A 22,945-nucleotide genomic window follows, 5' to 3' on the forward strand; every position below is an offset into this window, starting at 1 on the left:
CCGCTATGGCCTTCGACGGCGGCGTCCTCGCCCTCCGCGGTGGCCGTGAGCCAGAACCAGCCCTCTTCTTCCGAGTAGCCGTACGGCTCGATCTTCTTGACGAGCTTCAGGGTCGTTTTGCAGCTGACCTCATTAACGACGACGAACTCGTTGGCGCCATGGTCCAGCTCGAAGGTTCCGACGCCCTCTTTGCTCTCGAGCCAGCAGCTGTCGGGGAGGTCGGTCTCCTCCTTGATCGTCACGTCCTTGCCGCGCCGGTAGTCGGCGTAGTCGTAGCCCCACTCGGCGTCGCTGAACTGGTCCTCGTCCTTCGGCTGCGAGAGCTTCAGGTCGGCGTCGAAGCCGTCGGGCTGCTCCCCCTCGGCGTAGTACTCGCCGTCGATGTACCACTTCTTGTCCACGCGGACGGAAGCCTCTTTGCCGTGGCCGCCGGACTCGTCGTCCTCGGATTCTTCCTCGTGCTCGGCCTCGTCCTCGGCTTCCTGCTCGCCTTCGGCCTCAGACTCCCCCTCGGCTTGCTGCCCGAAGTCCCCGCCCTCGGGGCCGGTTCCTGCCGCGGTTTCGTCGACGGGGGCCGCCTCGGGCGCGGCCGCGGCGGGCCCCGGAACCGGGCCGGCTTCCGCAGCGGGCGCCTCGGCCGCAGCCGGGTCGGCCGGCGCCGGAGCGGGAGCCGGCTCCACGGCGGCCGCTTCCGCAGGCGCCTGTGCCGCCGGGGCCTCCGCCGCGGGCTCGCTCGCAGCCGTCGGCGCGGCCGGCTCTGCCGGCTCTGCTGCCGCGGCTTCGGTGACCGCGGCTCCGGCCGGTGCGGCCGCCGCCTTTTTGACCAGCTCCGCCGCGCTGTCGGCGGGAGGTGAGCCCCCGCCGTCGTCCGCTAGAGCTGCCGGCATGACGCCGCCGACGGTCAACGCGCACACCGCCGCAGCGCCCAGCGCCCCTCGCAGCCGCCTGCGCGCCGTGTTGCCGCCGGACCGGCTTCCACCGTCCCCGTCCGGCCGACCGTACCAATGCATGGAATCACCCATATCGAAGTTCCCTCTCGCCGGCCCGTCAGCGGGCCGTCCCAGGTGCGAATGCGCGGACCCGTTCCCCCGTCCGCCTGACACATGAGCGCGCCGAAGCACGCTGCGGCCGCCGTCCCCGCCGGCCGCACCACGCAGCCTCCCCCAGAGGCTGCGTCCCCAACGGCCGCCTCCGTCCGCACTGCAGTGCGCACAGAAGCCACCGACCGCCGGCCGTCCTGACGGAGCGGATCGGGCGGTATTCGAAAGCGTAGTGGCGCACCTGCGGCGGGGCTAGGTGAATCCATTAGTTAGTTGGCCGCGGGGCCGGTTTCCCAAGGATTCTTCAAGGTTTTTCGCCAGCCGGCCGGGGCAAAGGGCCCATGACACCCGGTGCAGTGATTGGAATACTGGGGGCCATGCAGGCGAGCGGCAAGGACCAGCGGGGCATGTCGGACCGGAACCTTGCCCTGCTGGCCGACGGCTTGCTTGCGGCCGTGGGGTACGACGCCGTGCTCCGGCCCTGGATGCGCAACTGGGGAAGCACCGCCGCCGAGCGGACGATGCGGCTGGCGGGCGACGACGTTCCCGCGGACGTGCGGGAGCACTATACGAAGGCCGTGACCATCGAGGCCGACCCGGAGGACGTCTGGCCGTGGCTGGTGCAGATCGGCGACCGGCGGGCCGGGTTCTACAGCTACGACTGGCTCGAGCGGCTCCTCTTCCCCGGACTGATGCACTACGCGGAAAAGACGCACTCGGCGCGGCGGATCCACTCGGAACTGCAGGACCTGCGGCTGGGCGACCGGATCAATACCGGCTCCATCGGGAAGCTATCGGTCGGTGCCGACGTGACCGTCCTGGAGCCCGGCCGGGCGCTCGTGGTGGGAACGTGGGCCTTCATCCTGCAGCCGATGCGCGGCGGCCGGACACGCCTGCTGGTCCGGGACAGGGACACCGGCTGGCTCAAGCTGCTGGTGCCGCGGCGGTTTGCGCTGGCGCGGCTGGGACTGGGCCTCATCGACTACCTGGTCGGCGATCCGCTGCACTTCGTCATGGAGCGCCGCATGATGCTGGGGCTCAAGCAGCGGGCGGAGAGCAGCCGCCGACTCGAGACCCTGCTGAGCGCGTAGCGGCGGAAGCCGCCCTTCCAGCTCGACGGCTGGGCCCATCGACGGCGCGGGGGCAAAGCCCCGACCCGCCAATGACTGAACCGCTGGCACCCTTTCCAGGAAGGGAAAGGGCACCAGCGGCTCAGTCAATCCGAGTGGTCCGTCAGTCGGGGCCAGGGCCGGCGTCAGGCCTTGCCGTCGAACAGGCTGGTGACGGACCCGTCGTCGAACACTTCGCGGATGGCGCGGGCAATCAGCGGGGCGATCGACAGCACGGTCAGCTGCGGGAACTGCTTCTCCGCCGGGATCGGCAGCGTGTCGGTCACGACGACCTCGCGCGCACCCGACTCGGCGAGGCGGCGTGCGGCCGGGTCGGAGAACACGGCGTGCGTGCAGGCGATGATGACGTCCTTGGCGCCGGCGTTCTTCAGCACCTGCACGGCACCGGAGATCGTGCCGCCGGTGTCGATCATGTCGTCGATGAGCACGCATTCGCGGCCCTCGATCTGGCCGACGACCTGCTTGGACACGGCCTGGTTCGGCACGTTCACGTCGCGGGACTTGTGCACGAAGGCCAGCGGTGCGCCGCCGAGCCGCTCGGCCCACTGCTCGGCGACACGGACGCGGCCGGTGTCCGGGGAGACGACGGTGACGTTGTCCAGGTCCACGCGGGTCCGCATGTAGTCGGCCAGCAGCGGGATGGCCATGAGGTGGTCAACCGGGCCGTCGAAGAAGCCCTGGATCTGCGCGGTGTGCAGGTCCACCGAGATCAGCCGGTCGGCGCCGGCCGTCTTGTAGAGGTCAGCCACCAGGCGGGCGGAGATCGGCTCGCGGCCGCGGTGCTTCTTGTCCTGCCGGGCGTAGGGGTAGAACGGAGCGACCACGGTGATGCGCTTGGCTGAGGCGCGCTTGAGCGTGTCCACCATGATCAGGTGTTCCATCAGCCATTCGTTGATCGGGGCCGGGTGCGCCTGGATCACGAAGGCGTCCGTGCCGCGCACGCTCTCTTCGAAGCGGACGTAGATCTCGCCGTTGGCAAAGTCGTAGGCGCTGGTGGGGAGCAGGTCGATCTCCAGCTCCTTCGCGATCTCCCTGGCAAGCTCCGGGTGGGCCCTGCCCGAGGCAAGGACGAGCCTCTTTTCGCCTTGGGACTTGATTCCGGTCATGAATGATCACTTTCTGATGGGGTGGGGGTGGGGGAAGTCTGCTGGGCGGACTGCGCTGCCTCGGCGGCCGTCGCGGCGGCGGTTCCGGCGCGGTTCTGCTGGACCCAGCCCTCGAGGTTGCGCTGGGCGGCCACGTTCAGGGCCAGCGCGCCGGGCGGCACGTCCTTGCGGATCACGGCGCCGGCACCGGAGTAAGCGCCGTCGCCGATCTGCACGGGCGCCACGAAGACGGTGTTGGAGCCGGTGCGCACCTCCGAGCCGATGACCGTGCGGTGCTTGTTCACGCCGTCGTAGTTCGCGGTGATGTTGCCGCAGCCGATGTTCGAGTTCTCCCCGATTTCGGCATCCCCGGCGTAACCGAGATGACTGAGCTTGGAGCCCTTGCCGATGATCACGTTCTTGGTCTCGTAGAAGGCGCCGATCTTGCCCTTCTCCCCCAGCTGCGTGCCCGGCCGCAGGTAGGTGAACGGGCCGACCTTGGCGTTCGGGCCGATCCGGCTGTCCGAGCCGTGGGTGCGGGTGACGGTGGCGCCTTCGTCGATGACCACGTTGGTCAGCGTGCAGTCCGGACCAACGACGGCGTTGGCCGCCACGTGCGTCGCCCCGTGCAGCTGGGTGCCGGGCAGCAGCGTCACGTCCGTACCGAAGGTCACGGTGGAATCGATCCAGGTGGTGGCCGGATCCACGATGCTCACGCCGGCACGCATTGCCGCCTCGCACACGCGGCGGTTGTGCTCCGCGCCGAGCTGGGCCAGCTGGACGCGGTCGTTGGCGCCCTCGACCTGCCACCGGTCCGTGGTGACCACCGCGGCCACCCGGCCACCGGCGTCGTTGGCGATGGCCAGCACGTCCGTGAGGTACTTCTCCCCCTGCGCGTTGTCCGTGGTGATCTGCTTCAGCGCGTCGCGCAGCATCTTCGCGTCGAAGGCGTAGATGCCCGAGTTGATTTCGCGGATGGCGCGCTGTTCCTCGGTGGCGTCCTTGTGCTCGACGATCCCCTGCACGGTGCCGTCCGCGCTGCGGATGATCCGCCCGTAGCCGGCGGCATCGTCCAGCACGGCGGTCAGCACGGTCACGGCGTTGCCGTCCCGGTCATGGGTGGCGACGAGCTCGCGCAGCAGGTCGGTAGTGAGCAGCGGCACATCGCCGTAGGTAACGACGACGGTGCCGTCCAGCTCCGCGGGCAGCGCCTCGAGGCCCACCTCCACGGCGCGTCCCGTGCCCGGAACCTCGTCCTGGTCCACGATCAGCGCGTCCGCGTCCAGGTCCTGGATGTGCTCGGCGACGCGGTCCCGTTCGTGGCGGACGACGGCGGCCAGCATCTGGGGTGCCAGCCCGCGGGCCGCGGCGAGGGCGTGGCCGACCATGGAGATGCCGCCGATTTCATGGAGGATCTTCGGCTTTCGCGACTTCATCCGGGTGCCGGCGCCTGCGGCGAGAACGATGACCGCCGCCGGATTCTGCGCCGGCGCTGGGTTGGCTGGACTGTTGTCTGTGGGGCTCACTAAGTGGCACTCCTACCCGGATGGGAATCCGTCTTGAAGCTCAGCAGGGACTAAAAGCCATGCTACTTGCCGGAAGCGGCACCGCCCGCGGCGGGCCGTCCGCGTTCCGCCCCTAGGACTCGAACCTAGACTCCACGGCTCCAAAGGCCGGGGTGCTGCCATTACACCAGGGCGGACCGTGCCGCGCTGCGCAGGGGCGGAACACCCCGTGCTGCTTGGCACAAGAAATCATTTTGCCACGTTTGCCGAGCCCGACGCGACTTGCGACCTGCGCGGCGCACAAGCCGCGCCGGCCGTATCCGGGTCAGTTTCCGGCGCCGGCGTCCTCGGCGAACTGCGCCGTGGCAACGGCGACGCCCTGCTCGATCTCCTCGGCCGTCGCGGTGCCCGAGGCTTCGGCGGCAGCAGCCCAGGCATCGATCGACTGCCGCGAGGCCTCCCGGACCTCCCGTGAGTTCTCCCACTCGCTGGGATCTCCCGTGAACCGTCCGGCGAGGAACAGGCCGAGGGCCACGAGCGCCAGGTCCCAGCCCGGACCGACGAAGAGCGCGCCGGCACCGCTGCCGGCGGTTTCCAGATCCACGGTGTGTTCGAATTCCAGGGCCGTGTGGCTCCCGTGCTCGGCGAGCCTGATCTCCACCACGCTGGTCGGGCTGCCGAAGGTCAGCCGCAACAGGGCCGGCGCCTCGCACTTGAGGATGCTGCCGGCGGCGTTCCCCTCCAGCTGAAAGGTTCCGCCCGGCTCGAGCTCGCCGGAGACCGGCAGGAACCAGCGCCGCAGCATCGCGGGATCCGTCAGGGCCTTCCACACGTCCTCGGCGGCGGCCTGGTACTCACGGCGCAGCAGCAGGCCGATCCCCTCGATGCCGTCCGCCCGGACCTGGTGGACGGAACGCTGCAGGCCGTTGAGTTCGCTGGTGATATCCATGCTTCCATCCAAACATGCGGCACTGACGCCAACGCCGGCAAGGCATACTGAAACCATGAAGCAGCTGCTCGTCTTCCTGGCCATTGCCGCAATCGTCCTGCTGGTCCTGGGCCTCGCGGTGCAGACGGTCCGGCTGCTGGTCTATCTCGGCACCGGCGTGCTGATCGTGGCCGGAATCCTCTATTTCCTTCGGCGGGATCGGGACTGACCGGACCTGCGGCGCCAGCGGCCTGCCTTTGATCACCCTGCTGCCTGCTCGTCCGCCGTGCGGTCCTGGATCAGGGAACTGGCGGCGCAATTGCGGGTGGTGTTGATGGCATCGACGGCGTCCGATTTTGACCCGTGGGGAACGGACTCGGCGACCAGGCGGCCGTCGTCGTCGAGGATCCTGAAGCGGAACTTTGCATCGGAGTCCTGATACAGCTCGAATGCGCCCATGTCGGACCTTTCTTCGCGTACTCGCCGGTGAGTAGGGGAAGCCTAGCACTACCAGCCGGTAGCTCCGCCAGGGGAAGCCCTAGCTGGCGCCGCGCTGCCGGGTCTGCTCCACGGCGGCAGCCACCCCTCCGCTCCATGGTTCGCCATGGCCGGGCAAGGCAGCCCGGGCACCGGTCGCAGCCAGCGCCTGGAGGGATTCCAGCGCCCGGCGGGTGTCGGCCGTCGCCGCCGCGGAGACAATGTGCGGTCCCTTCGTTCCGGTGTAAGGGTCCAGGGTCACCAGGGCGTCGCCGGTCAGGACAGCGTCCCGATCCGGAAAATGCAGGGCGCAATGGCCCGCGGTATGGCCCGGCGTGTAAATGACCTGCGGCCTTCCGGGCAGGGCGCTGACGGCCCCATCCTGCAGGGAGCGCACCTTGCCGACGCCCTTGACGTTCAGCGCCCCGCCGGCCGCCATGCGCGCCAGGATGGGAATACAGCGCGGATACCTCACCGGATACAGCAGCCGGCTCTTTTCGTGCCTGTAGCGGTAAGGATGGGCGGCTATGTAGGCGTCGCCGGAATGCACATAGATGGGTATCCCGAGCTCACGCTGCAACCTGGCGGCGAACCCGACGTGGTCGAAGTGCCCGTGGGTCAGGATGAGAGCTTCTACGTCCCGCGGCGAGCGCCCAAGATCGCGGATCGCCTGTCCGGTCATCCGCCACATAGCGGGCAGGCCGGCGTCGACGAGCAGCAGGCGGCCTCCGTCCTCCACGATGTAGCAATTGACGTCTGCATGCTCGATCAGATGGATTCCGTCGGCGACACTGCGGTGGAACATGTGCTTCTCCTGCCTCCCGGGGTGATGCAGCCTCCTCCCCATCGTGGCAGCAGGTCGGCCTCTAGGGCAGGTGATCGGGCATCTCGCCCTGGAATTCGCGGACTTCCACCGGCAGCGTCGTGGCCCGGGCAAGCTTGCGGGCCCAGCCGAGGGCTTCCTTGAAGTCCCGCGCCTTCAGGATGGTCAATCCGCCGACGTGTTCGCGCCCTGGATCGTAGGGCCCCTCGGCGATCACGACCTCGCCTTCCCGAAGGCGGGCGACGGCCGCCGCAGCGGGCGGCTGCAGGCCCCCGGCGAAGACCCAGGCGTCCGCTGCCTTCAGTTCGGCGTTGAACGTCTCGACATGCCGCATGATCGGCTCCAGCACCTCGGGCGCAGGCGGACCGCCGTCGGGCTGCTGGATGGCGAGCAAAAAGTGCTTCATGCGGTCAAGGTACTCCCTCTTGCTTGGAGCCACCTTAGCTCTTGGCCCAGATCCCAATGCCGCAATAGGCCTAGCTGGGACTGTGCCCCGGGAGTACGGTCGGTTGCAGATGGAAAGGGGTGTTGTCATGGCAAATACATCAGGTAACGAGACTCCGAACACACCGAATGTAAGCGAGTCCGAACTGCGCGGGATGAAAGCAGATGAGCTGCGGGAGGAAGCAAAAAAGGCAGGTATCAGCGGCGTCCATGACATGCGCAAGGAAGAACTGGTGGACGCGGTCGCCCAGGCGAGGTCCGGCAGGGATTCGGGGCAGAGGGAGGACGACGCGGGCGCCGGCCCCGACGGCGGCAAGCTGCGGACGGGACCCGGGACCTCGGATTCGCTCAAGTACTCGCAGGAGGTGACCTCTCCGGAGGACGAGCCGGAACGCGAAGGGCGCAGTCTTGTCACCACGCACCACGAGGTAATCAAACAATGGGCGGAGGCGCGCGATGCGGTGCCGGCCACCGTTGAAGGCACGGAACACGAAGGCCATTTGGGCGTGCTGCGCTTCGACTTCGGCGGAGACAATAAGGACCTGCGGCATGTCAGCTGGGACGAGTGGTTCGCAACCTTCGACGAACGCCGGCTGAACTTCATCTACCAGGAGCAGCGAAGCGACGGCTCGGAGTCCAACTTCTTCCAGCTCGAGAATCCCGAGCGCGAAGACGCCTAAGCCGGTTGGTCAGGCCAACGGCGCTCATGCGTGGGCGGCAGGACCGGCGGTGCTGGGGCAAAAGTCCCGGTCTAAAGGAGACTTCGTACACCGCCGGCCCTGCCATCTTACGAACTGCGCGCTGCGGCTACCCCCTGCCGGCGCAGTCCGGAACGAGGTCGTCCGCCAGCGCCGGTGCGGGTCCTGCGAGGGCGGACTCGGCCCGGCCAACGGCAGCCGCGAGCGCCGGCGCCGGACTGCTGAGCGCGGCGGCGAGCGCCCGCCGGCTTCTGACCTGCAGCTTGTCGTAAACGCGGTAAAGGTGGCCTTCCACCGTCCGCACCGGGCTGCCGAGCTGTTGGGCGATGTCCGGGCAGCGGAACCCGCAGGCCGCGAGCGTGGCCACGGAGCGTTCCCGGACGGTGAGCCGGCCGGGAACATGGACCTCATCCAGCTGAAGCAACGAAACCACTCCGGGCAGCTGCCGGCGGAGTCTCTGCAGCAGCCGCACCGCATCCCGGTAGCGGCCGCCCATCCCCTGCCCGGCCAGCAGCCGGGCTGCGTGCCGTGCCGCCTCTGCCGCCAGCAGCAGGTAGCCCGAGTCCGCTGCCGTCCGCGCCATCACCAGCAGCGCCTCGCCGTCCTCCGCCAGCAGGGCCTCTGCAAGGACGTGCAGGAGTTCCTGCTCCATCCCTCCTCCGCCGGCGGTGGTATCGCGCAGCCGCGGCAGGGCGTGCCCGTCCCCCAGCCGCAGGCGCAGCAGCTGGACCTCGGCCTCTTCGGTAATGCGTCCGGCCCCGGCCAGTGCCGCGGCCAGCACGGCCAGCTCCCGCCGGGAGGCGTGCTCCGCATCGGCCCGGGCCCTCTCGGGAGGTGGAGAGGCCGGCACGGCTTCGAGGGCGGAAGGAACACCTGCCGCGGCACCGGCGGCAATAATCCGGGCCCGCGCCGTCACCGGCATCGCCGCGTGGACGTTCCGGCGGCCGTGCAGGAGCAGATCGCGGAACGCCTCTGAGCTGGCCGCCAGGATGTCCGGTTCGTCCAGCTGCCCGGCCGCATCGGCGGTCAGCCCCAACGCATACTGCAGCAGCTGGTGGGGATCCTGCAGCCGAAAGGCCTGGACGACGGCGGTCAGCATCGGGAGTGCCTCCTGCAGCCGGCCCTGCCTGAACGCAATCCAGGCGCGCAGGAATTCCACCGTGCCGCCGAAAACCCCCAGCGCCTCCAGGCGCTGGTGCTCGAACAGGTCCAGCTGTGCGGCGGCGGCCGCCAGGTGCCCGGCCCGCACCAGGCAGCGGATGTTCCGCAGCGCCAGCGAGTTGTGCAGGATCGCCTCCGTCCCGGCCGGCGCCTGGAGCCGCCGGAGGGTCTCCGCGGCCAGCTCGGCCGCGGCGGAGTGGCCTCCGATGGCGAGTTCGGCTTCGGCAAGCAGGCTGCGGGCGACCAGCACCGGATCGCCGTCGTCGTTGGCTTCCGCAGTCAGCTGCCGCAGCCCGGGGAGGCTTTCCGCGTAGCGCCCCTCCAGCTGCATGGCATGGTGGCGCAGTAGCCGCCCGATGCGGCGCTCGCCGCGCAGCTCCGGCGTGCGGGCCGCCGCGCGGGTCCATGCATGGTCCAGCCGCTCCAGATCGACGGTGCTCCCGCCGCTGCGCACCACGGCTTCCTGGCCCAGGAGCGCCGCCCGGCGGAGCAGCTCCGGCTCCGTTGCCCGCGCCAGCACGTCCATCAGCCGCAAGGCTGCACGGCCCGCGTAGCCTTGGCGGAGGTAGAGCCGGACGATCTCGACCTCGGCGGCCGGCCTCAGCTCCGGTGCCGACACGAGCGCGGCGCTCCGCAAGGCCAGGGCGGTGTCGCGGCTCCGGTTGGCCAGGCGTGCCGTCTCGACCAGCACAGGGTCAGGCAGCGTCAGGTGAAGGTCCAAGGCCCAACGGGCCGGCCCGACACCCTGCGCAACCAGGTCCGGGGAAGCGGAGGCCGCGGCGCAGTACCGCTCGAAAAGTTCCCGGCTCAGGTCGGCGGGGACGATCCGGCGCAGCGGCGGTGCCGGGAATGCCGGCGCCAACCGCACCGCCGGTCCCCGTGCCAGCTGTGCATCGTCGTCCGCCGGCTCGAAATCCAGTACGCCTTGGGCCTGCAGCGTCTCGAACAACCGGGGCCCGGCAATCCTGGCCAGCAGCGGCAGCCGCAACGGGCCGGCCAGCGCTACGGTGTAGACGGCGCGGCGCTGGGCAGCGGTCAGCCGCTCCAGCTCACGGCGCAGCACGTCCTGCAGCACGGCGCCGGACTCCGGCAGCACTCCTGCCGGCAGCCAGCAGCCGTCGCGCTCGACCACGCGGTGCTGCCGCCGGCTTTCATCGAGCAGCGCCACGAGGTTCCGCGGCGACCCGCCGGCGGACCGGGACAGCAGCAGCGCGACGGCCGGCAGGACCGGTCCGCCCAGGACCTGCCGGCACAGCGCCAGCGCCTCCCGCTGGTCGAGCGGACCGAGCGTGTGGCGGCTGAGCAGCCCCTCGTTGGCCAGTTCCGCCAGCCCGTAGTGCAGTTGGGCACCCGGCCGGGCAGACAGCAGGATCCGGACCGCGCCGCTGCCGGCCAGCCTGGCCAGCAGCTCGGCGCTTCCCTGGTCGAGCTCCGCCGCGTCGTCGACCACCAGCACCGGCGCCTGCGGCAGCCCGGACAGGCGGGCGATCATCTGCCGAAGCGCCGCCAGCGAGGGCATCGCGTACGCGGACGTCCGGTCGCCGAGCAGCGGGGCCAGCGCATTGAACGACGGCGGGACAGGCGCGGGTCCAGCTGCATCCTTTGCCAGACCTGTCGGACCGGCCAGACCAGCCGGACCTGCCGGCACAGGCACCAGCGCCGGCACAGGTGCGCACGTCAGGCGGATGAACCGGAACTCGCCGGCCAGCTGCCCGGCCACGTGCCGCAGCATGGTTGTCTTGCCCGCCCCGGGTGCCCCGACGATCAGCGCGCCCCGGACGGCGTCATTGTGCAGGCTCGCGGCCAGTTCCAGGACCGCGCGAGCACGCAGGATGTGCTCCCCCATGATGACTCCCCAACGTTCCCCTTCAAAGATGCTCGCCGCCCGCCGTCGTCGTCAAGAAGACGCGGCGGACGGTTTGCCTCCCCCGGATCCAGGCCGACGAGCCGGCCGAAGAAACCGGTGGTCCAGCCTGCTGTTTCCGATAGTTCCGCGGCAGCTGCCCCGCCGTGCGGGTGGACGGCTGCCACCGTGCCGCGATCTCCGCGATGCCGGAACACGCCGCAGCGGCGGCGGTTTGCCGTTCCCGTCCGCCCGGCGTGTTCCGTGTACTGCCGGCCCGCGGGGCACATTCCCGCGGCCGGCCCGACATCCTGCTAACCGCACGCCCAAGCCGGCGCGCGGAGTGGAAAAGCCGGTCCTCCTGGAACCGGCCGATGGCCCCGTCCCGGGCTCCGGGGGTGGACGGGGCCATCGCGGCGAGGAACCGGATCCCGCGCGGGAGGCGTGAGGATCCGGGCCGCTGCGCCGGTTTCTCGGGAGAGGCCTGAACCCGCCCGCCCACCGGTAGGAGGACCGGGGGCAGGCCGGGCGGCATGGATGGTGGCTGTTGTGGGTGCGAGTGGTTGCTCAGCATCGTACGACCCCATTGGCTAAAGCTCTGTGTTTCGAGCCTAGGACCGGCGGGACACCACGTCTTGCGTATGACCTACCGGTCCTTGGAACCGATGGAAGGACAGTACTCGGCGGTTCTTGCAAAAAGCCGGATGCCGGCGCGGGCCCGGTACTCGACCGGTTACCTGCGGTCTGGCCGCTGCGCGGGCCGGCGGGCCCCTCAACCCAAATGGGCCACATCGAGTTCGTCCCGGCTGCCGATGTGCAGCTTGGCGAACATCCGGTAGATGTGGCCCTCCACGGTCCGCACGGACAGGCCCAGCCGCTCGGCGATGTCGGCGTTCTGCATTCCTTCCAGCACCAGCGTGCCGATTTCGTGCTCCCGCCGGGTCAGCTTCACGGGCGGAGTCTGCGGCACGTCGACGGCGGTCCCGGCGGCCGCGGTTCCCGCGGCTCCGGCTGCAGCCGAAGTCCTCCGACCGGCCCCCGGATGCCCTGCGCCGCCGGCTCCGGCAACGCCAGTGCGCCCCCCACCGGCCGGCCGGCGACCGGGGCCGGACCGACCGGCCCCGGCGGCGGTTGCTCCCGCCGCCCCGCTTCCCGCCGGGCCGGCTGCCGCAGCAGCGCCGCCGCCAGCCTTCGCCGCGCCGCCGCCAGCTTTCGCCGCGCCGCCGACAGCTTTCGCCGCGCCGCCCTTGCGCCCGCCGCCATGAACACCGGCCGGGCCCGCGTCAGGCTCCGCCGGCAGGGACTTCTGCAGCTGCCGCCTGGCCTGGGCCAGGAAGTCCCGCTGGCTCGGAGTCCCGCGGGCTTCCTCGGCCGCCAGCACCGGCGAGCGCAGGCTTAGCATCGTCGCGCGGAGCAACGGGCGGGATCCTGCGCCGTCGACCATCCGCAGCAGGGCGGGCATGTCCTCATCGCGCAGGGCACGAACCAGCGCGGTCAGCTGTGCCGCGGCGGCTCCCTCGGTGAACTCGGCCAGTTTGACCAGCTGATCGAGTCCGCGCAGGCTGCCCAGCCGCAGCGCCAGCACCCGCAGGTCCAGTTCCTCGCTGAAGCAGCCGCGCCGCCTGGCGTCTTCGACGAGGTCGAATAGCCGGTCCAGCTCCGCGGGCTCTTTCCGCAGCCGGAACCCGGCGGCCGCCGCAAGCCCGTCGCCCATCAGGCGCACGCGCTGCCGCGCCTCGTCTGCGACCTCCGCATAGCCCGCCAGGTATCCCTCCGCCAGCTCGCTCCGGCCGGCGGCAGCGGCGGCGTGGGCGCCGGCGGCGAGGGCCAGCGGCAGCAGGTGCTCAAGATCGAGCTGGCGCAGTCCCTCGACCGCCGCGGCCAGCAGTGCCAGCCCCGGCACCGTCCTGGACTGCATTATTTCCACCGCGGCAGAGGCCAAGGCGACCGTGCCGCTGTAGTAGAAGAGGCCGCGCAGCCCGGTGCCGGCGTAGCGTTCCAGTTCGCGGGTGGCGTCGTCGTACTCCCCCAGCCGCAGCAGCGCGGTCACGTGCGGGACCAGCACGAATTCGTAGTACCCGAGCAGCGTGCCCTCGTTCGCGTGCAGCAGCTCCAGCCCGCGCCGCGTCAGGGCGGCCGCGGAAAGCAGCCGCCCGGTGGCACCGTAGACCTCCGCCAGCAGCGTCCGCGCCACGAGCTCGATTTCGGGGCCGGGATCCGCACCCTCCAGCACCTGCAGCAGCTCCGTCTCGGCGCCGGCCAGCTGCCCGTCGTCGATCCTGCCGCGGATCCGCAGCAGCCGGCAGCCGGTGCGGGAGTGTACGACGGCGGGTGTCCCGGCCAGGCGCGGGTGTTCGGCTTCCAGCCGGTCCAGGGTGGCGGACCACTCGTCGGCGAGGGCCCCGAGCTCGGCGGCCCCTCCGCGCCGGAAGAGCAGCAGCTGCGCGCTGAGGACGGCCGCCGACTTCGCGGCCGCCAGGTCCCGGGCATGCTGAAGCACTCCGCCGAGCAGTTCTTCCGCCAAGGCGAATTCGCCGTCGTGGTAGTGCGCCCAGGCCATTTCCACCTGCGCCGCGGGCCGGTAGCGCCCGGGCGGGACGGCGCCGGCGGCGCGAAGGGCGAAGCGCGAGTTGAACAGAGCGTTGGCCAGCCGCGCCGCCTCCACCAGCCGGCTCGCCGGGACCGGGAGGCCGCACTCGAGCGACCAGTCGACCTGCCGCAGCAGCGACTGGAGCGTAGGGGGGCCGGAAAACAGGCGTGGAGCCAGCTGCTGCCGCAGCCGCAGGCTCCGGGCGGCCGGCACCATCGCCCGCAGCACCTGCCCGTACAGCGGGTGCGCCACCCGGACCAGCCGCTCCGCGTCGTCGCCGACGGTCACCAGCCGCGACTCCACGAGCGCATCCACCAGCCCGCCGTCGGCCGATTCCAGCAGCAGCCGAAGCGGGATCGGATCGGCCAGCGCCACCGTCTCCAGCACCTGCCGCTGCTGGGGCGTGCACCCGCTGAAGTGCCCCTTGATCAGGTCGGTCAGCCGCCGGTCCGGCCGCGGCGGTTCACCGGTGAGCAGCCATACACCGTTGCGTTCGACCAGCGTTCCGTCGCGGCGTTCCTGGGCCAGCAGCGCTAGCATGAACATCGGGTTTCCGCCGGAGGCCGCAACCAGCGACTCGCTGAGGCAGGGCAGGATCTGCCCGCCCAAGGCCTGCCGGCAGAGGTCGAGGGCCGCGCCCGAGTCCAGCGGCTGGAGCGGCCGACGAACGATCAGGCCGTCCGAGGCCAGCGACTCCAGTTCCGGCGGCACCGCCGGAACCGTCCGGCTCATCGCCAGCAGCTTCACCGCCCCGGATGCCACCAGTTGGGCGGCCAGCATGGCGCTGGACTCGTCCAGGTCGTGCGCGTCCTCGATCACCAGCAGTACCGGTCTCTGCCCCGGCGCCAGTGCGTTGATGTGCGCCAGCACCGAACGCATCGCGGCCAGCACCGAGCTGGTCTGGTCTTCCGGCAGCGAGGCCAGGTACGGCGCCAGCGCCCCGAACGGTATCCGCGACAGGGTCGGGCTCGCGTGGATCCACAGCGGAACGACGCCGTCGCCCAATTCGGCCAGCACGGCCTTGGACACGGCGGTCTTGCCCAGGCCCTGGTCCGCCACCAGCAGCGCGCCCCCGCCCCCGGTCACCGCGTCGACGACGGCCCGGACGTCAGCGTCCCGGCCGACCAGAGAGAATCCCCCGAATCCCTCCATGGCGGCTACGTCAGCAACTCGGCGAGTTCGGCGCGGCTGGAAACGTGCAGCTTCACGTAGATCTTGCCCAGGTGCCAGTCCACGGTGCGCGGCGAGAGGTTGAGCTCCTTGGCCAGCTCGGAACTGCTTTTGCCGCCCGCGGCCGCCACGGCCAGCTCCTGCTCGAACCGGCCCAGCATGCCGAACCTGCGGCGCAGTCCATGCTCCGGGCGGAGCCGCCGGAAGCTGGCGTTGGCCAGCTCCCGCGCCTGCCGCGCGGCCAGCTGGTCGGCCGCATACGGCTGGGCCGCGGCCGCCGCCTGGCATGCGAACAGGTCGTTGCCCTCCGCGGAGGCGAGCCGCGCCGCCTGCAGCAGCGCGGCGCCGTCGTTGCGCAGCAGTCCCGCCGCGAAGAGCTCGCCCAGTTCGCCCGCCGGCCCGCAGTCCTGCGGCGCCTCTGCGAGCAACCGTGCTGCGGCCTCGGTGTCCCCGAGCCGGGCGGCCGCGGTCAGGAACGCGCCGCCGCTGGCGGGGAGGCCGAGCCGGGCGGCGTGTTGAGCCTCGGCCAGCAGTTTGGCCGTGAACCGGCCGGGGCCGGCGGCCTCGGTTGCCTTGGCCTGGCGGGGGCCTTCCCCCACCACGCCGAAGCCGGCGAGCGCCGCCCGCGCCAGCACCTCGAAATACCGGGTCCACGAGCGGATGCTCCACGCGAGTTCCTGCTCCGAACGTTCCAGCTCGTACAGGCAGCGCTCGGCCCGCCCGGCGTCCCCCTGGAGCGCGCTGGCGTAGGCCGCAGCGGCCAGCGCGAGCGGGGCCGTGCCCGCCGGATCCCGCCGCTTCAGCTTGGCCAACGCCGGCAGCAGCAATTCCAGCGCCTCGTCCGGATGCCCGCAGGCGGCATGCAGCAGCCCGGCCGCCAGCTCCCCGGCGGTGCCGCGGGCCGCGCCGACCCGGCCGGCGCCCGGCTGCGGGGCCAGCAGCTCCCGGCAGCGCCGCCACTGCCCGCTGGCCAGCAGCACCTCGAAAATCCGGACCAGCACCGTGTCGCGCATCGACGGCGAAAGCGAGGGGTTGGCTGCGCCTGCCTCCAGCCAGGCGACGATGGCCAGGGCGTCCCCGCACCGGCCGGTCAGCACCCACGCCTCGGCCAGCAGGCAGCCTGCATAGAGCCGCATGCCCAGCGGCAGCGACTCGTTGCCGTAGAGGTCCTCCAGTTCAGGCGGAAACTGCGCGTGCCGGCCCTCGAACGCGGCGAACTCCGCCTCGAGCAGCACGGCCTCCCAGGCCAGCGAGGCACCGCCGTCGTTATTCCCCGGGGCGGCGGCAGCGGCCCGGCGAATGGCCGCGACGGCGTCCGCGGCCTCCGGTGCCCGGCCCGGCAGCCGGCGCAGCACGCGGTGCCGTTCCACGCCCAGGCGCACCCAGAGCCGCAGGTCCGCCTCCGCACGCGGCTGCACCGCCTCGAGCACGGCCGCGGCTTCCTCGAGCCTTCCCAGCGCGTGCAGCGCGGACGCTTCCTCCAGGACCAGTTCCGGCTCCAGCGCGTAGCCGGGCACGTTGCGCACGAACCGCAGGGCGCTGGCCGGATCCTGCAAATGCCGGGCGCGGCGGGCCGCCCGAATCGCGGTGGGGGCCGCCAGCGGCACCCCGCACGCGATGCTCCACGCCGCAAAACCCAGCAGTGTTCCGGCGGGAATCTCCACGGCGCTAACGACGGCGGCGAGCGCCTCCCACAGTTCCCGGCTGCGGGCCGGCGGCACGGATTCGCGGACCACTTCGGCCATCAGCCGCTGGTTCAGCTGGACCGCCGGCGGGATGCTGGGCAGGACGCGCAGGTGCCCGTCCTCCTCCAGCCGGTCCAGTTCGAACGGGTCGGACAGCCGCAGCAGTACTTCCAGGGGCAGCTCACCGGCGAAGGCCAGCAGTTCGATGATCCGGCGCTGGCCCGGCTCCAGCCGTGCCACCTGCGCGCGGACCACGTCGGCGATCTCGCCCGACCGCACCATCGGCGCGACCAGGTCCCACACGCCGTCCTGCAGGACCAGCGACCCCGCCTCGCGCTGTTCGCGGACCAGCAGGCGCATGTACAGCGGGCTCCCCGCGGTATGGGCCCACAACTCCTCGGCGGCGCTGCGCGAGACCAGCCCGCCAAGCAGGCGGGAGGCCAGTGTTTCCGCCTCCGCCGGAGTGAACGGGGCAAGGTCGAACCGCTTCAGCCGCCCGTCCGACCACAGCTGCACGAACTCCTCGGCCGCGCCGGTGAGCCCGCGGGCCAGCACCAGCAGCCGGGCCTGGCCCGACAGCGCCAGTTGGATCACCGCCGTCACCGACAATGCGTCCAGTTCATGGGCGTTGTCCACCAGCAGCAGCACCGGCCGGCCCGCGGCCTTTCGGCGCAGCAGCCGTGCCAGCCCCTGGTAGGCCAGTACCGGATGCGCCAGCGCGGGTTCCGGCAGTTCGCTGAGCAGGTAGCCGAGCGCGCCATAGGGCAGTTTCGACGACACGGCGCTGCCGCGGACGTGCACTATATGGTGGGTCTCCTGTACGGCCTGCAACGCCTCGAGTGCCAGCACCGTCTTGCCGATGCCAGCACCGCCGAGCACCAGGGCGCCTAGCCGTGCCGGGTCGCGCAGGGCAGCAGAAACGCCGTCGAGCTCTTCTCCGCGGCCTATGAAAACGCCGCGCGGCCGCGCGGCTCCGTGGCCCCGTCGGACGGCATCTGCGTCCGCGGCGGGATCGGCCGCGGCCCCCAAGGCACGGCTCTCCACGGATCTTTGCACTGGTTCACTGCTCACACCTGCCACACATTCCCCAACGTCGGCGCTTTGCATCTGCGCGCTAGCATACTGACCGCACGTCGAAGTGGCCAGTAGTCTGCTTAAAGCTGTAACGCAATAGTGACACGGCAATCCGCCTTTGGGGAGCCCCCGCGTGCCGCCTCCGGTTCACAACCGCCGGTTGTGGCCCATAGGCTGGGCACATGTCTGATCCAGCCTCACCGACCACCGTGAACGAACGCGAAATTGCCGACCCTGCGGCCCATGCCCCGGCGGAGCCTGGCGAGGCGATCGGGAGCCCTGGCCCGGAGTCCGAGGATCCGCCCGCGGAGCCGGCCGCGGCTGCCGCCGTCATCGACGGCCGTCACTTCGCACCCGTATCCAACACCGCCACCGGCGAGGTCGGCGCCACCACGGTCTTCCACTACCACCAGGACGGCAAAGTCATCTGGGCCGAATACTCCGGAGGGGCGGTCGTGCGCGGCTATCTGGTCGGCACCCGCAGCGGCGACCGGATGAGCTTCCGCTATTCGCACCTGAACATCGACCTGCAGACGGCCAGCGGCGTCTGCGAGACCCGCATCGCCGTGCTCGACGACGGACGGGTCCAGTTCCGCGAAACGTGGCAGTGGGAGTCCAGGCCGGAACACGGGACCAGCATCGTGGAGGAGCTAGCCGTGCCGGGAGAACGGCCGTGAGGTTCACCATAGTTGGCCCTCTGACCGGGGGTTTTGCCGCCTACGGGCTTGGCTGCCTGCGCAAACACGATACTCTACAACGGTAGAGTTGATCGAAGATGCCCGCACCATCAGGAGAACACTTGTCCGTGGAACCTTTATTGTCCGCTGCCCAGGCGCGTGCCGCCGCCTCGGTCCCCATCCCCGCCTCCCCGGAACCGGAGCCGCGCACGGAACGGCGCACCCTGATCGCCGAGGCCGGAACCGAGATCATCGCCCATGAAGGCCTGCGCTCCCTGACCCACCGCGCCATCGACACGCATCTCGACCTGCCGACCGGCTCCACCAGCTACTACTACCGGACCCGGGACGAACTGCTGGAAGCCATCGTCAACTACCTGCGCACGCGTTCGGCCGCGGACTATGAGAGGGCCACGCTGGAGGTGCCGAACGCGATCCACGGCGGACGCGACATCGAAGACATCGCCTCGCACATCGCGCACTACCTGAACATCCAGCTCAGCACTCGGCCGCACCACATCAAGGCACGCATCGCCCTCACGCTGGAACTGTCCGAGCGCGATGAATTCGCCGGCATCATTTCCGACGTCCTGGTCTCCCAGCGCCAAATGCGCGAACTCTTCGACTCCCTCGGATCGGCCGAGCCGGACATGCTCGCCAAGGGCTTCACGGCACTGGTCGAAGGCCTGGCCTTCCGCAGCCTGCTGGAATCGGACCACCAGGAGCCGGACGCCCGGACACGCAGGGTGGCCATCTTCCGGGAAGCCATCGCCTCCTACCTGCTCGGCGTCGGCGAGTAATCACCCGCACAGCCGTAACAGGCCCGACCTGTTACGGCGTCCGGCGGCGGAACCGCCCTTGGCACATCAGGTCAGGGCGAGAATAATACCCCACGTCAGGGCAGCCGCCCCGAACACGATCAGCACGACACCCACGGCCAGCACCAGCCGCCGTCGGGCTTCCTGACGCTCATTCACCTGGAACTCGACCCTTTCACGCGAGTCAATCTGCATAACCCCGTCCTCCCCATAGTATTCCCCCGGGAAACGCGGCGCCGCGCCGCCCTTCCCCTGCCCCGAGCGTACCGGCGTTCGCGCGAAACCGCGGGACGCTTTCCACAGTGCCGCCCGGCGTGGCCGCCCGCGGTATCCGCCGCCGGCCCTTGGCCGCCATACTCCCGGGCCGCCCCTTGGAAAACCTTGCCCCGCCCGGCCGCCTGCCAGCTGTTCCTTCGCCCCGCAGAACTTTGACCTGCGGCGTTATGTAGCCGCGGCCCTGTTGCGGGGTTAGCATATGCGTGTGCATGTGCGCTGAATCACACGTGCAGGCGGGACCGCCAGGTTCCGTGACGGCTCGAAGAGGAGTCCTGGATGGGCAACGCCGCCGCAGTCATGACCGGCCTGAACAGCATCGAGATCCAAGAGCGCCCCGTACCTGAACCCGCTCCGGGCCAGGCCGTGATCAGGGTGGAAGCCGTGGGAGTCTGCGGCTCGGACGTTGCATATTACCGCTACGGCAAGATCGGCCCGTTCGCCGTCGACGGCCCCTTCGTCCTGGGCCACGAGGTCTCCGGACAGGTGGTGGCGGTCGGTGATGGAGTCGAAAATGTCCGCGTCGGCGACCGGGTGGCCGTCGAACCGGGCACACCGGACCGCACCTGCGACCAGTGCCGGGCCGGACGCTACCATCTCTGTCCCGATCTGGAGTTCCTGGCGACGCCGCCGTATGACGGCGCGCTGCTGCAGTACCTGGCCATGGACGCCCGCTGCTACTTCCCGATCCCGGACTCGATGAGCTACGAGGACGGCGCGCTGATCGAGCCGCTGTCGGTGGGCCTGTGGGGCTGCCAGCGGGCGAACCTGAGGCCGGGCGATGACGTGCTGGTCACCGGCGCCGGGCCGGTGGGCCTGCTCGCCGCGGAGGCGGCCCGGGCCCTTGGGGCCGGGAGCGTCACGCTCACGGACATCTCCGACTACCGGCTCGGCGTCGCCCGCGACCACGGGTTCGGCGTGGAGAAGAGCGATCCTCCGGCCTCGCGGACCTTCGACGTGCTGCTGGAATGCTCGGGCGCCAACGGCGTCCTCGCCGCCGGCCTCGGCCGGTTGCACGAGGGGGGACGGGCAGCGGTCATCGGGCTGGCCAAGACAGACGAGGTCCAGCTGCCGCTGTCGATGCTCAATTGGAAAGAGATCACCATTTCGATGGTGAACCGCTACAACAACACCTGGCCGCTGGGCATCGCCCTGGTTTCCTCCGGCCGGATCAACCTGGACGGCCTGGTCACGCACAGCTTCCCGCTGTCCCGGACCGCGGCCGCCCTGGAAAACACCTCCACCGAACCCGAATCGCTCAAGGCGATGATCTACCCCCAGCGGCTTTGACCGCAGTGCGCCACGCAGCTATCGGCAACGGGGCAACCACCAGCAAAGAGGAGTTCCGATGAAGAAGCACCTACGGGGAATCCTGGGCCTCACCACCGCCCTGTTTCTGGCCGCAGGAATGACCGCCTGCGGGAACGGCGGCGGAGGCGGCAGCGGCGAGACAGGAGGAGGGGGCGGCGAAGCCTCGGGCAAGATCGCGTTCCTGATGCCGGACCGGGCCTCCACCCGCTACGAGCAGCAGGACAGCCCGCTGTTCAAGGCCAAGGTCGAGGAGCTCTGCAGCGAATGCGAGGTGCTGTACCAGAACGCCGACGGCGACGCGAACAAGCAGCAGCAGCAGGCCAACGCCATGATCACCCAGGGCGTGAAGGTCCTGGTGCTGGACGCGGTAGACAGCACCGCCGCAGCCTCGCTGGTCAGCACCGCCAAGGGCCAGGGCATCAAGGTCGTCACCTACGACCGTCCGGTCCCGGACACCCCGGCCGACTTCTACGTCTCGTTCGACAACAAGAAGATCGGCAACCTCATCGCCACGGACCTGGTCAAGAAGCTGGACGCGGACGGAGACAAGACCGGCGGCGTGCTGATGGTCAACGGCTCCCCCACCGACCGCGCGGCGCAGCTGATCAAGGAAGGCGCCCAGGAGGCCATCGATGCGAGCCAGCACCCGGTGCTGGCCTCCTATGACACCCCGGAGTGGCAGCCGTCGAAGGCCCAGGACTGGGTCGCCGGCCAGATCACCCAGTTCGGCGACAAGATCACCGGCATCGTAGCCGCCAACGACGGCACCGCGGGCGGCTCCATCGCGGCACTGAAGGCCGCCGGCGTCTCCCCGTTCCCGCCGGTCACCGGCAACGACGCCGAAGTCGCCGCCATCCAGCGCATCATCAGCGGCGACCAGTACAACACCATCTCCAAGCCGATCAAGATCGTGGCGGAGAAGGCCGCCGAGGTCTCGGTGCAGCTGCTGAACGGCGAGACGCCGGAGCCCGACGCGACGCTCTTCGACACCCCGTCGGCGCTGTTCGTGCCGACCGTGGTCACCAAGGACAACGTCAAGGAAGTGATTTTCGACGGCGGCATCTACAAGGCGTCGGAAGTCTGCACCGGCGAATACAAGAAGGGCTGCGACGAGCTCGGCATCAAGTAGCTCAGCGGCCGGCGGTGCCGCGCCCACCGCGGCACCGCCGTCGTTACGGGAAGGGGAAGGCAGTGTCCACTCTGTCAGCGGAACGGCCGGAGGCAGCCGCACCGGTGCTGTCCATGCGGGGCGTGAGCAAGCACTTCGGTGCCGTTGCCGCCCTGACCGACATCGACCTGGACGTCCACGCCGGCGAAGTCGTCGCGCTGGTCGGGGACAATGGCGCCGGGAAGTCGACCCTGGTCAAGATCCTGGCGGGCGTGCACCCGCAGGACGCCGGGACGGTGAACTTCGACGGCAAGGACGTGACGATCCACTCGCCGGTTGATTCCATCCAGCTGGGCATCGCCACGGTCTTCCAGGACCTGGCGCTCTGCGACAACCTGACCGTCGTGGACAACCTCTTCCTGGGGCGGGAGCTGGGGCCGTGGCGGCTGAACGAGGTGGAGATGGAGGTGCAGTCGTGGAAGCTGCTGCGCCAGCTCTCGGCCAAGATTCCGTCGGTCCGGATCGCGGTCGCCTCCCTCTCCGGCGGCCAGCGGCAGACCGTCGCGATCGCCCGGTCGCTGCTCGGCAGCCCCAAGCTCATCATCCTCGACGAGCCCACCGCGGCGCTCGGCGTGGCGCAGACGGCCGAGGTGCTGAACCTCGTGGAACGGCTGCGTGAAAACGGCCTCGCGGTGATCATGATCAGCCACAACATGCAGGACGTCAAAGCCGTCTCCGACCGCGTGGCGGTGCTGCGGCTGGGCAAGAACAACGGCACCTTCCGGATGAAGGACGTCTCCACCGACGACCTGATCGCCGCCATCACCGGCGCCACCGACAACGTCGTGACGCAGCGGGCGGCACAGGCCGGAGCGGCACAGGCCGGGGCGGGAGAGACCGGGGCGGCGGGCGCGGGGGCCGCGGCCGGCTCTGATGCCCTGGCCGACGAGGGCGCGCAGGACTCGCGCCCGGCCGACTGGCCCGGCGAACCCAACGAAGGACCGGGCGGGCAGGGGCCGGGCGGGCGCGGACCCGGCGGGGGCGGCCTTCCGCCCGGACAGGCGGGCAGCGCAGGGCAATCGGGGCCGGGGGCAGCACCGGAAGA

General features: G+C 70.5%; 17 protein-coding genes, 1 tRNA gene and 2 pseudogenes. 8 read left to right on the top strand and 12 right to left on the bottom strand.

Annotated elements, in window-relative coordinates:
• Positions 1–1,022: pseudogene (locus tag AHIS1636_RS00005) on the bottom strand (hypothetical protein); the annotation flags it as partial.
• A 359-nt stretch (positions 1,023–1,381) separates the two neighbouring features.
• Between AHIS1636_RS00005 and AHIS1636_RS00010 the strand changes: the two are divergent.
• A complete protein-coding gene (locus AHIS1636_RS00010) occupies positions 1,382–2,131 on the top strand; it encodes an SRPBCC family protein (protein ID WP_264793759.1) in 750 nt (249 codons plus the stop codon).
• Between the two features lie 164 nt (positions 2,132–2,295).
• Here AHIS1636_RS00010 and AHIS1636_RS00015 read toward each other — a convergent pair whose 3' ends face one another.
• The 4 genes from AHIS1636_RS00015 to AHIS1636_RS00030 form a co-directional block, all read right to left on the bottom strand.
• Complete coding sequence (locus tag AHIS1636_RS00015) at positions 2,296–3,276, bottom strand: ribose-phosphate diphosphokinase (protein ID WP_262103571.1); 981 nt, start codon at positions 3,274–3,276, stop codon at positions 2,296–2,298.
• On the bottom strand, positions 3,273–4,781 hold the full coding sequence (glmU, locus tag AHIS1636_RS00020) for a bifunctional UDP-N-acetylglucosamine diphosphorylase/glucosamine-1-phosphate N-acetyltransferase GlmU (RefSeq protein WP_264793760.1): 1,509 nt from the start codon (positions 4,779–4,781) through the stop codon (positions 3,273–3,275). Before glmU ends, AHIS1636_RS00015 begins: the two co-directional genes overlap by 4 nt.
• A 104-nt stretch (positions 4,782–4,885) precedes the next feature.
• Positions 4,886–4,957: transfer RNA gene (locus tag AHIS1636_RS00025), tRNA-Gln, on the bottom strand.
• A 128-nt stretch (positions 4,958–5,085) separates the two neighbouring features.
• Positions 5,086–5,709: an SRPBCC domain-containing protein gene (locus AHIS1636_RS00030; RefSeq protein ID WP_264793761.1), complete on the bottom strand. Its 624-nt coding sequence runs from the start codon at positions 5,707–5,709 to the stop codon at positions 5,086–5,088.
• Between the two features lie 55 nt (positions 5,710–5,764).
• Between AHIS1636_RS00030 and AHIS1636_RS00035 the strand changes: the two genes are divergently transcribed.
• Positions 5,765–5,917, top strand: coding sequence for a hypothetical protein (locus AHIS1636_RS00035; protein WP_264793762.1), 153 nt, complete (start codon positions 5,765–5,767; stop codon positions 5,915–5,917).
• 32 nt (positions 5,918–5,949) lie between these two features.
• On the opposite strand, the gene AHIS1636_RS00040 is transcribed toward AHIS1636_RS00035, so the two are convergent.
• The 3 genes from AHIS1636_RS00040 to AHIS1636_RS00050 form a co-directional block, all read right to left on the bottom strand.
• Positions 5,950–6,147 carry a YegP family protein gene (locus AHIS1636_RS00040; protein WP_264793763.1) on the bottom strand — a complete coding sequence of 66 codons (198 nt, stop codon included), beginning with the start codon at positions 6,145–6,147 and terminating at the stop codon, positions 5,950–5,952.
• A gap of 79 nt (positions 6,148–6,226) precedes the next feature.
• Complete coding sequence (locus tag AHIS1636_RS00045) at positions 6,227–6,970, bottom strand: MBL fold metallo-hydrolase (RefSeq protein WP_264793764.1); 744 nt, start codon at positions 6,968–6,970, stop codon at positions 6,227–6,229.
• Positions 6,971–7,031: 61 nt separating this feature from the next.
• Complete coding sequence (locus AHIS1636_RS00050) at positions 7,032–7,394, bottom strand: YciI family protein (protein ID WP_264793765.1); 363 nt, start codon at positions 7,392–7,394, stop codon at positions 7,032–7,034.
• Between the two features lie 127 nt (positions 7,395–7,521).
• Here AHIS1636_RS00050 and AHIS1636_RS00055 point away from each other — a divergent pair, with 127 nt between their 5' ends.
• A complete protein-coding gene (locus AHIS1636_RS00055; RefSeq protein WP_264793766.1) occupies positions 7,522–8,112 on the top strand; it encodes a Rho termination factor N-terminal domain-containing protein in 591 nt (196 codons plus the stop codon).
• A 127-nt stretch (positions 8,113–8,239) separates the two neighbouring features.
• On the opposite strand, the gene AHIS1636_RS00060 is transcribed toward AHIS1636_RS00055, so the two are convergent.
• From AHIS1636_RS00060 to AHIS1636_RS00070, 3 genes are all read right to left on the bottom strand, one after another.
• Positions 8,240–11,137: an AAA family ATPase gene (locus AHIS1636_RS00060; RefSeq protein ID WP_264793767.1), complete on the bottom strand. Its 2,898-nt coding sequence runs from the start codon at positions 11,135–11,137 to the stop codon at positions 8,240–8,242.
• A gap of 769 nt (positions 11,138–11,906) precedes the next feature.
• Positions 11,907–14,876, bottom strand: a complete 2,970-nt coding sequence (locus AHIS1636_RS00065) for a helix-turn-helix transcriptional regulator (RefSeq protein WP_264793768.1) — start codon at positions 14,874–14,876, stop codon at positions 11,907–11,909.
• Between the two features lie 5 nt (positions 14,877–14,881).
• Positions 14,882–17,623, bottom strand: coding sequence for a helix-turn-helix transcriptional regulator (locus AHIS1636_RS00070; protein ID WP_264793769.1), 2,742 nt, complete (start codon positions 17,621–17,623; stop codon positions 14,882–14,884).
• 212 nt (positions 17,624–17,835) lie between these two features.
• On the opposite strand from AHIS1636_RS00070, the gene AHIS1636_RS00075 reads away from it, so the two are divergent.
• Both AHIS1636_RS00075 and AHIS1636_RS00080 read left to right on the top strand, forming a co-directional pair.
• Positions 17,836–18,330, top strand: coding sequence for an avidin-fold protein (locus AHIS1636_RS00075; protein WP_264793770.1), 495 nt, complete (start codon positions 17,836–17,838; stop codon positions 18,328–18,330).
• Between the two features lie 128 nt (positions 18,331–18,458).
• Positions 18,459–19,130: a TetR/AcrR family transcriptional regulator gene (locus AHIS1636_RS00080; RefSeq protein WP_264793771.1), complete on the top strand. Its 672-nt coding sequence runs from the start codon at positions 18,459–18,461 to the stop codon at positions 19,128–19,130.
• Positions 19,131–19,196: 66 nt separating this feature from the next.
• On the opposite strand, the gene AHIS1636_RS00085 is transcribed toward AHIS1636_RS00080, so the two are convergent.
• Positions 19,197–19,343 (bottom strand): hypothetical protein, encoded by a 147-nt coding sequence (locus tag AHIS1636_RS00085; protein WP_264793772.1) that lies wholly within the window; start codon positions 19,341–19,343, stop codon positions 19,197–19,199.
• A gap of 357 nt (positions 19,344–19,700) precedes the next feature.
• On the opposite strand from AHIS1636_RS00085, the gene AHIS1636_RS00090 reads away from it, so the two are divergent.
• The 3 genes and pseudogenes from AHIS1636_RS00090 to AHIS1636_RS00100 all read left to right on the top strand — a co-directional run.
• On the top strand, positions 19,701–20,711 hold the full coding sequence (locus tag AHIS1636_RS00090) for an NAD(P)-dependent alcohol dehydrogenase (protein ID WP_264793773.1): 1,011 nt from the start codon (positions 19,701–19,703) through the stop codon (positions 20,709–20,711).
• Positions 20,712–20,769: 58 nt separating this feature from the next.
• Entirely contained in the window at positions 20,770–21,861 is a 1,092-nt protein-coding gene (locus tag AHIS1636_RS00095) for an ABC transporter substrate-binding protein (protein ID WP_264793774.1), read from the top strand.
• A 113-nt stretch (positions 21,862–21,974) separates the two neighbouring features.
• Positions 21,975–22,712: pseudogene (locus tag AHIS1636_RS00100) on the top strand (ATP-binding cassette domain-containing protein); the annotation flags it as partial.
• Positions 22,713–22,945 lie beyond the last annotated feature (233 nt).

Origin of the sequence: Arthrobacter mangrovi, assembly GCF_026011795.1 — a bacterium.
GTDB lineage: Bacteria > Actinomycetota > Actinomycetes > Actinomycetales > Micrococcaceae > Crystallibacter > Crystallibacter mangrovi.

Coding starts and splice junctions, on each gene's coding strand:
- AHIS1636_RS00050 (WP_264793765.1), bottom strand. CDS start 7,394: ATGAAGCACTTTTTGCTCGCCATCCAGCAGCCCGACGGCGGTCCGCCT.
- AHIS1636_RS00055 (WP_264793766.1), top strand. CDS start 7,522: ATGGCAAATACATCAGGTAACGAGACTCCGAACACACCGAATGTAAGC.
- AHIS1636_RS00045 (WP_264793764.1), bottom strand. CDS start 6,970: ATGTTCCACCGCAGTGTCGCCGACGGAATCCATCTGATCGAGCATGCA.
- AHIS1636_RS00060 (WP_264793767.1), bottom strand. CDS start 11,137: ATGGGGGAGCACATCCTGCGTGCTCGCGCGGTCCTGGAACTGGCCGCG.
- AHIS1636_RS00035 (WP_264793762.1), top strand. CDS start 5,765: ATGAAGCAGCTGCTCGTCTTCCTGGCCATTGCCGCAATCGTCCTGCTG.
- AHIS1636_RS00075 (WP_264793770.1), top strand. CDS start 17,836: ATGTCTGATCCAGCCTCACCGACCACCGTGAACGAACGCGAAATTGCC.
- AHIS1636_RS00040 (WP_264793763.1), bottom strand. CDS start 6,147: ATGGGCGCATTCGAGCTGTATCAGGACTCCGATGCAAAGTTCCGCTTC.
- AHIS1636_RS00010 (WP_264793759.1), top strand. CDS start 1,382: ATGACACCCGGTGCAGTGATTGGAATACTGGGGGCCATGCAGGCGAGC.
- AHIS1636_RS00015 (WP_262103571.1), bottom strand. CDS start 3,276: ATGACCGGAATCAAGTCCCAAGGCGAAAAGAGGCTCGTCCTTGCCTCG.
- AHIS1636_RS00065 (WP_264793768.1), bottom strand. CDS start 14,876: ATGGAGGGATTCGGGGGATTCTCTCTGGTCGGCCGGGACGCTGACGTC.
- AHIS1636_RS00030 (WP_264793761.1), bottom strand. CDS start 5,709: ATGGATATCACCAGCGAACTCAACGGCCTGCAGCGTTCCGTCCACCAG.
- AHIS1636_RS00095 (WP_264793774.1), top strand. CDS start 20,770: ATGAAGAAGCACCTACGGGGAATCCTGGGCCTCACCACCGCCCTGTTT.
- AHIS1636_RS00090 (WP_264793773.1), top strand. CDS start 19,701: ATGGGCAACGCCGCCGCAGTCATGACCGGCCTGAACAGCATCGAGATC.
- AHIS1636_RS00085 (WP_264793772.1), bottom strand. CDS start 19,343: ATGCAGATTGACTCGCGTGAAAGGGTCGAGTTCCAGGTGAATGAGCGT.